General features: G+C 43.8%; 12 protein-coding genes. 9 read left to right on the plus strand and 3 right to left on the minus strand.

What is annotated here, in order from left to right:
- Positions 1-68: 68 nt before the first annotated feature.
- The 3 genes from HOO90_RS09125 to HOO90_RS09135 all read right to left on the minus strand — a co-directional run bounded on the left by HOO90_RS09125 (position 69) and on the right by HOO90_RS09135 (position 3,732).
- The gene (locus HOO90_RS09125) at positions 69-488 is read right to left on the minus strand and encodes a hypothetical protein (protein ID WP_292842286.1); all 420 of its coding nucleotides are present in this window, start codon (positions 486-488) and stop codon (positions 69-71) included.
- Positions 489-659: 171 nt separating this feature from the next.
- The gene (locus HOO90_RS09130) at positions 660-1,736 is read right to left on the minus strand and encodes an FAD-dependent oxidoreductase (RefSeq protein ID WP_292842288.1); all 1,077 of its coding nucleotides are present in this window, start codon (positions 1,734-1,736) and stop codon (positions 660-662) included.
- A gap of 10 nt (positions 1,737-1,746) precedes the next feature.
- Complete coding sequence (locus HOO90_RS09135; RefSeq protein WP_292842290.1) at positions 1,747-3,732, minus strand: monovalent cation:proton antiporter family protein; 1,986 nt, start codon at positions 3,730-3,732, stop codon at positions 1,747-1,749.
- Between the two features lie 267 nt (positions 3,733-3,999).
- Between HOO90_RS09135 and HOO90_RS09140 the strand changes: the two genes are divergently transcribed.
- The 9 genes from HOO90_RS09140 to HOO90_RS09180 all read left to right on the plus strand — a co-directional run.
- Positions 4,000-5,004 (plus strand): KpsF/GutQ family sugar-phosphate isomerase, encoded by a 1,005-nt coding sequence (locus tag HOO90_RS09140; protein ID WP_292842292.1) that lies wholly within the window; start codon positions 4,000-4,002, stop codon positions 5,002-5,004.
- Positions 5,005-5,009: 5 nt separating this feature from the next.
- Positions 5,010-5,570 carry an HAD family hydrolase gene (locus tag HOO90_RS09145; protein ID WP_292842294.1) on the plus strand — a complete coding sequence of 187 codons (561 nt, stop codon included), beginning with the start codon at positions 5,010-5,012 and terminating at the stop codon, positions 5,568-5,570.
- 59 nt (positions 5,571-5,629) lie between these two features.
- On the plus strand, positions 5,630-6,331 hold the full coding sequence (gene lptC, locus HOO90_RS09150; protein WP_292842296.1) for an LPS export ABC transporter periplasmic protein LptC: 702 nt from the start codon (positions 5,630-5,632) through the stop codon (positions 6,329-6,331).
- 58 nt (positions 6,332-6,389) lie between these two features.
- Positions 6,390-7,013, plus strand: coding sequence for a lipopolysaccharide transport periplasmic protein LptA (lptA, locus tag HOO90_RS09155; protein WP_292842314.1), 624 nt, complete (start codon positions 6,390-6,392; stop codon positions 7,011-7,013).
- A gap of 33 nt (positions 7,014-7,046) precedes the next feature.
- A complete protein-coding gene (lptB, locus tag HOO90_RS09160) occupies positions 7,047-7,769 on the plus strand; it encodes an LPS export ABC transporter ATP-binding protein (RefSeq protein WP_292842298.1) in 723 nt (240 codons plus the stop codon).
- A complete protein-coding gene (locus tag HOO90_RS09165; protein ID WP_292842300.1) occupies positions 7,766-9,349 on the plus strand; it encodes an RNA polymerase factor sigma-54 in 1,584 nt (527 codons plus the stop codon). Before lptB ends, HOO90_RS09165 begins: the two co-directional genes overlap by 4 nt.
- A 25-nt stretch (positions 9,350-9,374) precedes the next feature.
- Positions 9,375-9,953 carry a sigma-70 family RNA polymerase sigma factor gene (locus HOO90_RS09170; protein WP_292842302.1) on the plus strand — a complete coding sequence of 193 codons (579 nt, stop codon included), beginning with the start codon at positions 9,375-9,377 and terminating at the stop codon, positions 9,951-9,953.
- 26 nt (positions 9,954-9,979) lie between these two features.
- Positions 9,980-10,924 (plus strand): FecR domain-containing protein, encoded by a 945-nt coding sequence (locus tag HOO90_RS09175; RefSeq protein WP_292842304.1) that lies wholly within the window; start codon positions 9,980-9,982, stop codon positions 10,922-10,924.
- A gap of 234 nt (positions 10,925-11,158) precedes the next feature.
- On the plus strand, positions 11,159-11,598 hold a 440-nt coding region (locus HOO90_RS09180; RefSeq protein ID WP_292842306.1), incomplete at its 3' end, for an STN domain-containing protein.

The raw sequence follows: 11,598 nt of genomic DNA on the forward strand, positions 1-11,598 counted from the left end.
TGTGCTCTAAATACTTTAAAACTTACATTAAGTGGCTTGCATTTAACTTCCACTAAACAGAAGTGTCGTTATTGAATCCTTTTAAGCGGGCCAATACAACTGTCTGTAGTTTCCTTTTCGCACACCACATACAAATTTCCAGAGGGATGAAAGGCCAAGAAATTAATATACTCTTGTCCCGTACTGTCACTTACATCATCAGAACAGTCAGTCCCACCTAGGTCCTTTTCAATTTTTAAGGTGACTTTGTAAAAGCCTTTTTCAGTTGGTTTTTCTGAGAGCCAATATTTTGCGTCAGAAACCTCAGTGCCACTCACAATATGACTTGAACCATCATGTGCAAAAATATAGGTTTCGCTGCAACCATTTTTCACATTTACCCATTCCCAAGTCCCCTCAAGTGGGTTGGTTTTTTCTGCTATCTTGTCTTCAGCGAATGCATAACCAGAAAAAGAAAACAGCGTTAAAAACAATAATTTTTTAAGCATCCTATTCTCCCAAAATCGATATATAAGGTAAATGTCACTACACGATGAATTGGCTTCTGTAAAATTTACAACTTAGCCCTACCTATTAGGTCGGACATTTCATGAAAGCACTTAGTTTCAACAATTTTTTGAATATTTCTGATAACTCAAACTGAAAAATTATCAGTGAAATTAGCAAGTGTATGGCGTTGCATCAATCAACGGCTTCTCACCTAGCATTAAAGCCGTCACCAATTTTGCGCTCGCTGGCGCCATGGTTAAACCGTATCTAAAATGGCCTGTGTTCAAGTACAGATTTTTTATTGTTGGGTGTGCGGAAATAGTGGGTAGGTTTTCAGGTGTGCCTGGACGCAGACCACTCCAGTGTTTGAGAATGGGTTGGTTTTTTAACTCGGGCATAATCGCCTCAGCTTTTGCGCTAATTTCATCGCGTACTTCGCGGGTGACGGCGGCTTCAAAGCCTACATCTTCAAGCGTGCTACCTGCCAATAAATAGCCATCACGGCGAGGAATCATATAAAAACCTTCTCTGTAGACAATTTGCTCAAGATTTTTTTCAGGTTTGTACAGCAGAATCTGCCCGCGCATGGGTTTGATGTTGAGTTTTGCGCTGGTTTCTTTAAGCAACTCAAAACTCCAAGCGCCAGAAGTTACCACAAATTGGTCTGCCGTAATCGTTTCGCCATGCGTCGTTTGCCATGCATTTAATGTTTGCGTTTCTTGCAATGGCAAAAGTTCGGTGTGTTCCAACAGGGTGACGTTATTTTGCTGCAACCATTTACGCATGGCTTGCATGAAATAAGGCGGGCGAACTTGGCAAACGCTGGGTAGCCAAAGCGCATCTTCACCGCTCAAGGACTGCACACCAAATGCTGAGGCTTTGACTTTTTGCGCGGAAACTAGATTGTTGGCACACCAAGCAGTGGCGGCATCTGTATCAAATTCCGGTAACAGCAAAAATCCTGATTGTTCAAAGTCAGTATCAATGCCAGTTTCACGTAGTAAACGTTGGCAGATTTCAGCATAGGATTTTGCACCATAGCTCGTGAGTACATTCACCGCATCCGAGTACAGCCAAGGCAACAGTGGAAAAACGATGCCGCCACCTGCCCAAGAAGATTCGCCCGAAGTTTGACTGGCGATTTGATTGCGCTCGACTATGGTCACTTTGCAACCGCGACCAACCAGCTCCATTGCGGTCATACAGCCGACGATTCCGCCGCCTACAATTACTACATTCTTTTTCATAATTTATTAATTACTTAGTAGCTACGCGGCCAATTAATAAGGCATTCTGCGCATTTGTTAAACCAGTCGGTTGACCAAGCAACACAATCACATCGCCTTCTGCAAGCTCACTATCATTGTTAGGCACCGTGCCATTGGAATTTGGGCGTCGAATGGATTTAACTTTCACCTCAAAACTCTCCAATTGTAGATCAGCCAAACGCCTTCCAATCGCATAAGACCCAGGGGAAACGATGACCGAATGCAGTCGCACTTGCTGTTTTTCTAAAGACTCATCTTCTGCATCGGAAACCCCATGAAAATAGCCTTTAAATAGCTGATAGCGTTCTTCACGAAAAATACGGATGCGTTTCACTACGCGATGAAGCGGCACACCCAGTAACATTAAGGCATGTGAGGCCAGCATTAAACTGCCTTCTAAAATCTCGGGAACGACTTCTGTAGCGCCCGCTTCACGCAGTGCTTCCATATTAGAATCATCCACGGTACGGACAATGACGGGCAGTTGCGGGTAATTTTCTTGCACAATATGCAGAATTTTCATGGCCGCACGATTGTCTGCATAACTGATAATGAGCGCTTTGGCGCGTGCGCTACCTGCCGCGTCTAGCACCACACGTCGGGCCGCATCGCCAAACATCACGTTTTCACCAGCGGCGGAAGCCTCAAGTACCCGCGTTGGGTCAATGTCGAGCGCGACATAAGGGATATGCTCTTCTCTTAAAAATCGGCCTAAATACTGGCCACTGCGCCCATAACCGCAAATAATCACATGATTATGTAAGTGCTTACCAACATCATCGATATCCTGCACCACTTGGCCGCTATTGCGCGTGTAACTGCGCACCATTTTTCTGGCTAATCGACCATTGTATTGAATCAGAAAGGGTGCAATCACCATCGAAAGCAGCGATGCCGCCAATACCACTTGTAAAGCTTGTCCGCTAATTAACTTTTGTTCAACGCCAAGTGCCAGAATCACGAAGCTAAATTCTCCCGCTTGCGCCAGTATCAAGCCTGTACGAATGGCCACGCCCCATTCATATTTGACGAGTCTTACCACCAAAGCCACTACCGCCGCCTTGAAAGCGATGAATGAAACCAAAACCAACAGTACCATGCCAATATGGTTAGCAATTTGTTGCAGGTTTAGCAACATTCCAACGCTGATAAAAAACAAACCAAGCAAGATGTCTCGAAACGGTGAAATGTCTGACTCCACCTGATAGCGAAATTTTGTTTCTGAAATCAACATGCCAGCGATAAAGGCACCCAATGCGTAAGATAAACCCGCCAACTTAGTTGCAAAGGCCAATAGTAAGGTAATCATCAGCACGTTCATTACAAATAACTCACGTGAGCGCTGACTGGCCACAATGTTAAACCAAGGATTGATTAACCATTTACCCACAGTAAATAAAAATAACAGCATGGCGGCGGCTTTTAATAATGCCAAACCAAGCACATCGGTTAAATTGGCCCCCACAATACCCAGTGCTGGAATAAGTACCAACACTGGCACTACCGCAATATCTTGAAAAAGTAATACACCGATACTCAAACGACCATGGCGTGAATTTAAGTCAACCCGCTCCGCTAGAATTTTAGAAACAATCGCCGTGGATGACATGGCCAAAGCTGCGGCAATCACAAAAGCCGCAGACCAATCTAATCCGCTGAGTTTTGCTATGCTCATAATAATAGCCAAGGTAAGAGCCACCTGCGCACCACCTAAGCCCAAAACCTTTTTACGCATGGCATAAAGCTGCGGCAAACTGAATTCCAAACCGATACTAAACATTAAAAATACAATACCAAATTCGGCAAACTCACGGCTAGATTCAGTATCGGGCAATAAGCCAAAAGTGTTCGGCCCAAGCGCCAAACCCACTAAAAAATACGCCAGCATTGCAGGTAGTCGTAGTTTGCGAAATAAAGCTACCGCCAGCACTGAGCTGATGAGTAGAATTAATACTAAGGGCAATGCTTCAAACATAGTTTACTTTTTAACCTTTGTATATTCCGTGTCGGATTGAACTCTATTGTTTCACATCTTCAATCGAATATTTAATATCCGTCACATTTTCTTTTAACTAGCGTATTCAAACAATAGCCGCAATAGCAAAAATTATGCCTAAAACTAAAATAGTTACTTAAAATAACAAAATTATTGCCAGATAGTTGTGACATAGACTTTATATATCTGGCATTCCCTTTTATACTAACAGCCAATTATGTCAATTAAACTGATTCATAAAGCACAATGTCATTAAGTCTTAAAGCCCAGCAAGCTACAAAAAATAAACAACCAACGCTGCAATTGGCGCGCGAGGTATTATTGCTTGAAGCCAATGAGATTAATACACTTGCAGACCGGCTTGATAATCATTTTACCGAAGCAGTTGCTCTGATTTTAAATTGCACTGGGCGAGTTGTTGTTAGCGGTATGGGAAAATCCGGCCACATTGGAGGCAAAATTGCCTCTACTCTGGCTAGCACAGGAACACCTGCCTTTTTTATGCACCCTGCAGAAGCTAGCCATGGTGATTTAGGCATGATTACCGCTGGCGACGTTGTGATTACCTTATCAAATTCTGGTGAAAGCGATGAGATTCTCGCCATTGTTACTCCGCTAAAACGACTCGGCGCAAGCATCATCGCCATTACTGGCAATGATGCTTCTACCTTGGCGAAGGCCGCAGACATTCATTTAAGTGCGAGTGTCGCAAAAGAAGCCTGTCCACTAGGTTTGGCGCCCACTTCAAGTACTACGGTGGCTTTAGCACTGGGCGATGCACTGGCTTTATGTGTGTTGGATCAACGCGACTTTACTGCAGAAGATTTTGCTCGCTCTCATCCTGGCGGCAGTCTAGGTCGCAGATTATTGATTCATGTTCATGACCTGATGCGTACAGGTGACAATATTCCACAAGTCACAGCAGAGGCTTCACTCTCGCAAGGCTTATTGGAAATGACGCACAAAGGCCTAGGTTTAACTGCGATTGTAGACGCGAATAATGCACCGATTGGCATCTTTACCGATGGTGATTTGCGCCGTGCATTTGAACAAAACGTCAATGCAGCCACCTCAAACATTGCCGACGTGATGCACAAAAATCCGCTTACTATCCATCAAGCTAAATTAGCCATAGAAGCGGTTGAGATTATGGAACAACACAAAATAAATGCCTTATTAGTAACCGATGATGCAGGTGTTCTAGTCGGCGCATTGAATATGCACGACCTTTTACTCGCTAAGGTGGTTTAAGTTAAATGACAAACTACACTCTAAGCCCCGAGTTAAACGAACGCTTTAAAAACATCAAGTTGCTGGTGCTGGATGTCGATGGCGTTATGACTAACGGCGGACTAACAATTGGTGATGATGGCCAAGAATATAAAACCTTTCACTCGCATGACGGCCTTGGCATGAAATTACTGAAAGCAACAGGTGTTGAACTGGCGATTATTACTGGGCGCACCTCGAATGTGGTAAAAAAGCGTGCCGAAACTACTGGGGTCGCGCACTTTTATCAAGGCGCAGAAGACAAATTAGTGGCATTCAACGACTTGGTGCATAAAAGTAACTTACAGGCGTATCAATGTGCGTTTATGGGTGATGATGTGGTGGATTTACCGCCCATGCTCAAATGTGGCTTGGCACTGGCGGTGCCAGATTCACCAGCTTTGGTACTTCAACACGCACACTATGTAACCAAAAAAGCAGGTGGGTTTGGTGCGGTGCGCGAAATTTGCGAGCTGATTATGCAAGCACAAGGGACATTTGATGCACAAATGGCAAAATTTTTAACCCAAGCCAGTATTGCCAATTAAAAATATGCCTACTAAAGAAAAGTGTAAACCCTTAACTTGTGGCACGGTAATTTCATAAAATGGCCGTAAGCAATCGTTCGGCCATTGTTTACCCGATAGCATTGCTATCATTAGTTGGATTGCTAACCGCTTGGATTAACCACATGGTTCAACCACCAGAACCAAAATTGGATGGCAGCAGTAGACATGACCCAGATTACATTATGAGTAATTTTGTAACCACACAAACGGATAAGGATGGACGCTTACGTTATAAATTGGCTGCGGCGGAGATGAAGCATTTTCCTGATAATGACACGACAGATTTACAACTGCCGCGCTTTACCCAGTTTGCTGTCAACAAACCGTATACCGAAGTTGAAGCTTTGCGCGGCTATGTTTCGAGCGATGGCGAACAAGTGCAATTAGTAGACAAAGTCAAAATCAAGCGTCAGGCTTTTGCTGAAAAAGGTGAAATGACCATTGAAACAGACTATTTAAACATCTTGCCTAATCAAGATTTAGTGCAAACCAATAGCCCAGTGGTGATAAAACAAGCACCTAAAACCGTTATTTATGCCACGGGCATGATTTACGAAAAAAAAACACGCACCGTCACCTTGTTGCATAATGTACGTGCACATTATGAAAAACCAGCTAAAACGAATCAGGTAACTACAGTTAAACCAATAAAAGTTAAACCAATAAGTAATCAAGAAACAGCTTCAACAGTAAAAAAATCCAACACGAATAATGCGCGCATTCGGAGACGCTATGAGTAACCAATCCATAAAAATACAACCTAATCTGTTGATAAGTTTAACGCTAGCCTGCTTAACAATGGGTTTCGCCAGCCTTGTCTTTGCAGAAGCGGCCGATCGCGACAAGCCTATTGATTTGGAAGCGGATTCTGTAAAAGTGGATGACGCCAAGCAAATTAGCACTTACTCGGGCAATGTCATTTTAAAACAAGGCACCCTAATTATTCGTGCCGACAAATTGGTGGTGCGTGAAGACAGCGCGGGCTTTCAGCACAGCACCTCAACTGGCAATCCTACCACCTTCAAACAAAAACGTGAGGGTAAAAATGAATATATGGAAGGTAGTGCATTGCGCATTGAATACGATGGTCGCATGGATAAAGTGCAGCTATACACGAACGCTTGGGTAAAGCGCGGCGAAGATATCGTACACGGCAATTACATTAGCTATGACGCTAATACAGAATATGCCGAGGTGATAGGCGGCACAAAATCTGCCGATGGCGTGACTACAGGTAGCGGCCGTGTGCACGCCATTATTCAGCCAAAAAACAAAAAAGCCACTGACCCGGCAACTGAGGCGCCTAAAAATACAGGCAGTGGCGGCGGGAGTTCTAGCATCTCTCCATTGAAAGACACGCGATTTAGTCGAACCATTAGCCTACCCCCTGAAGTAAAATCGGTAGATGTTGAAGCAAAATAATCGCCTGACACTTAAAATAATGAATATGCAAAAATGAGCGAACTGATAGTCGAAAATTTACGTAAATCGTACAAAACACGCACTGTAGTGCAAGACATTTCTTTGCGCATAAAAAGTGGTGAAGTAGTAGGTTTGCTTGGCCCGAATGGCGCAGGCAAAACCACTAGCTTCTATATGATGGTGGGCCTAGTTGCTTTAGACGATGGCAAAATTATGCTCGATGGCAACGACTTAAGCCGCATGCCAATTCATAAGCGTGCTCGACTAGGGTTATCTTATTTACCGCAAGAACCTTCTATCTTTCGCAAATTGACAGTTTCTGAAAACATTCTTGCGGTGCTACAACTACAAGACATGACTGAAGAGGCGATGGATGAAAAACTGGAATCCTTACTCGAAGAACTGCATATTGAACATATCCGCGACAGCGCGGCCGTGAGTTTATCCGGTGGTGAGCGCCGCCGGGTTGAAATTGCGCGGTGCCTTGCATCCAATCCTAGCTTTATTTTGCTGGATGAACCTTTTGCAGGGATAGACCCGATTGCCGTGATTGATATACAAAAAATTATTCACTTTTTAACTGCTCGCAATATTGGCGTTTTGATTACCGACCACAACGTACGTGAAACTTTGGGTATTTGCGATCGTGCCTACATCGTGAATCAAGGCCATGTTTTTGCATCAGGCATTCCAAGTGAAATCGTAGAAAATGAGCGCGTGCGTGAAGTTTATTTAGGCAAAGATTTTAGACTATGAAACAAGGCTTACAACTCAAATTTTCTCAAAACCTATCACTAACGCCACAGTTGCAGCAAGCGATTCGCTTATTGCAACTTTCTACTTTAGAACTCAATCAAGAAATTGATTTACTGATGCAAACCAACCCATTGCTAGAACGTGGCGATGACGGTGAAGATGAATACGGCAACTCTACAGATAACATTGAAGACGAAGTCACGCTGAACACAACCAGCAACGATGGAAATACCGCAGAACCGAATCAAGATTTTGACGCTAATATTGATTTTGAGCTCGACAAAACCAATACCGACTTTTCAGAAAGTAAAACCGAATTAAGCTCAACGGAATCTTCCGACTTTGAAGCTAGCACGACTGAATTTGAGGCAAATGCCAGCGATTTCTCAGCCGAATTCAACGATGAATATGACGAGTATTCAAATGGTAGCCTGTGGGACGAAAATAATACGCCTGCGGATGACGACAGCGATTTCAAACAACAAGAAACCTTGCAAGTCAGTTTACGCGAACACTTACTGTCTCAACTCAAATTGATGCCGCTATCCGAGCGCGATCAAACACTGACTTTATTACTCGTAGATAGTATTAATGAAGATGGCTATTTAGAAGAGTCGCTAGAAGACATTGCGGAACAAATGCCGCCTGAGCTTGAAATTGACGCGCTAGAGCTACAAACCGCCTTGCATCATGTGCAAAATCTAGACCCCGCAGGCGTAGGTGCGCGTAATCTAAGTGAATGCCTATTATTGCAGCTTGATTTACTCCCTAAATATACCCCACATTTGGCGCTTGCCAAGCTAATGGCCAAGCATTATTTGCCCGCATTGGGCGCCCGCGACTTTGGTAAATTGCGTAAAGAATTGGGTTGCGATGAATCCACACTAAAAAGTGTGCAACAGCTTATAACTAATTTGAACCCACGCCCAGGCAGTGCGTTCAGCGTGATTGGTTCTGAGCATTACATACAGCATGAAGTCATTATTAAAAAAGTAAAAGGCATTTGGATTGCCAGCCTGAATGACGCGGTGATTCCAAAACTGAAAATCAATCAACTCTACGCCAATATTTTAAAACGCAACCGCGATAGCTCGAGCCAATATTTACAAAGCCAGATGCAAGAAGCTAAATGGATGATTAAAAATATTCAACAGCGTTTTTCTACTATATTGCGTGTATCTCAAGCGATTACTGACCGTCAACGCAACTTTTTGGAATATGGTGAAGTTGCCATGAAGCCGCTAGTACTACGTGAAATCGCTGAAGAACTTGAATTGCATGAATCCACCATCTCGCGCGTCACCAATAACAAATACATGCTGACGCCACGCGGTATTTTTGAATTGAAATACTTTTTTGGTAGCTCGGTTGCAACCGATACCGGCGGCACCTGTTCAGCTACTGCGATACGTGCGCTGATCAAGCAGTTGGTCGAACAAGAAAATCCTAAGAAACCATTTTCTGACAACCAAATTACTGATCTACTAGCCAAACAAGGCATCGTAGTGGCGCGTCGCACCATAGCAAAATATCGTGAATCACTCAATATTGCCCCTGCCAGTTTGCGCAAAACACTTTAGACCTGAATAACCATTCATTTATCCTATGCGCATTGCGAGTGTCTTACAAAGTAGTAGTATCAAGCAAGCGCAGAACATTGCCTTAGACAACAATGTTTCATCGATTGGCTTATCGCTCCTGCACGACATCTATGCGAACAACTATGGCTGGTTAGTTAAATTACTGAATAAAAAATTAAGTTGCCAGCATAGTGCGGCAGATTTAGCGCAAGAGACTTTTCTTAAGCTACTACATAAAAACAATCACATTGGCATTATTGAACCCCGCGCGTACTTAACCACCATCGCACACGGTTTGATGGTGAGTCTCATTCGCCGGCGAGAACTCGAAAAAACTTACCTTGCAGCGCTGGCCAATATCCCCGTTGCCGAGCAACCCTCTGCTGAAGCGAGGTTAATCACTTTAGAAACCTTAGTGCAGCTTGATGCGATGCTAGACGGCATGCCACCTAAAGTACGCAAGGCCTATTTATTACTACAGTTAGAAGGCTTAAGTTACGCCGAGATTGCCAATCAGCTTGGCGTAACAAGCCGCTCTGTTACAAACTACATAGCCAAAGCCGCGTTACATTGTGCAATTTTTAAGCAGCATTTATCGAATTAAATGAGTTTCACTTTATTAAAACGCTCATGTTAAAACCTTCGCAAGCAATGGTCGCTGCCAGCCAATGGTATGCAAAATTAGCTTCGGGAGAAGCCAATGAACGTGACTACGCGGCTTGGCAAAGCTGGAAAGATGCCAGCAGCAAACATGCCCAAGCTTGGCAGCAGTTAGAAGAAATCAATCAGCAATTTCAGCAATTACCACCTAAAGTAGGTTTAACAACTTTACAAAAACCAGCGCCGCCACGCAGACAAGCATTGAAACAACTCGCTGTAATGTTTAGTGTAGGCACGGCCAGCTGGTATACCTACCAAGAGCAACCTTGGCGTGAATTATTAGCAGACTACAAAACCGCTGTGGGTGAGACTCGCGAAATACAGCTCGCGGATGGCACGCAGCTTTACCTAAATACCAATACCACCATTAATGTGCTGTATAACAACCAGCAGCGACAAGTAGAGTTGATAGAAGGTGAAGTGCTGATTAAAACAGGCCACCAAGATACCGCACAGCGCAACTTTACCGTAAAAACGCAATATGGTTTGGTAACAGCATTAGGCACCCATTTTTCTGTTCGTAATTTTGCAGATTACACAAAAGCCAGCCTATTTGAAGGTCAAATTAAAGTAGAGCCTGAAAGCAACCTAGGGCAAAATATTGTCCTAAATGCAGGGGAATCTATCAACTTTACTAGCACGCAACTATCACGCCCTGAAAAAGCAAGGCTAACCGATGCTGCATGGTCAAAAGGTATTTTAGTAGCATATGCCATGCCCTTAGCGCAATTCTTGGCGGAACTCTCACGTTACCGTCCAGGCTTGTTGCGCTGCGACCCCGCAGTCGCCAAACTTGAAATTTCCGGCTCGTTTCCCACACAAGATACCGATGCCGTACTTGAAACGCTTACCAACACCTTGCCTGTTCGCATCCACACAATAATGGGATATTGGACGACTATTCAAGCCAGTTAAAGTTGGCCCAATAAATAAGCTCATACCATACTTTTTTGTAAGAGCGGTCCGTGACCGCGAGAGTAAAAGTTCGCGGTCACGGACCGCTCCTACTGAAACCGATGCATGATGTTTGTTATTTAGGGTGCCCGTATAAAAATATTTTCACATCTCTTTCCTGTTTTAAAATCTCGTGCGGCATAGCTAATAGAAACCAAAATAATTATTTTGGAGAATTGGTAAGGGAAGCATTACATGGCGCATAGAAATACCAAAATAAATAAATCTAAGAACTTGCAATCCATCAATGTAGGTTTGGCTAGCATTATGTTTGTTTTGCTAAATGGCGCACAACAAAACACCGCATTAGCTGCAGATAATCAAACAAAAGCTAGCGCCTCCAAAACATACAATATCCCAGCAGGAAGCTTAAGCGAGGCACTCCCAGCTTACGCCGCCGAAACAGGCACCTTGCTGGGTTTTGACCCAAAACTGACCCAAGGCAAAGAAACCAAAGGCTTAAAAGGCAACTACAGCACCCAAGAAGGCTTCAAAGAGTTACTTAAAGGCACCGGCCTAGAAATAGTGGATGACAAGCGTGGTGGCTATTTTTTGGACAAAGCGCTACCACCAGCGCCCGCCAAAGCCACCATTCCGACATTGGGTGCCAATGAAAATCAAAAAACTGGCGAAAT

This window comes from Methylotenera sp. (assembly GCF_013141425.1).
GTDB lineage: Bacteria > Pseudomonadota > Gammaproteobacteria > Burkholderiales > Methylophilaceae > Methylotenera.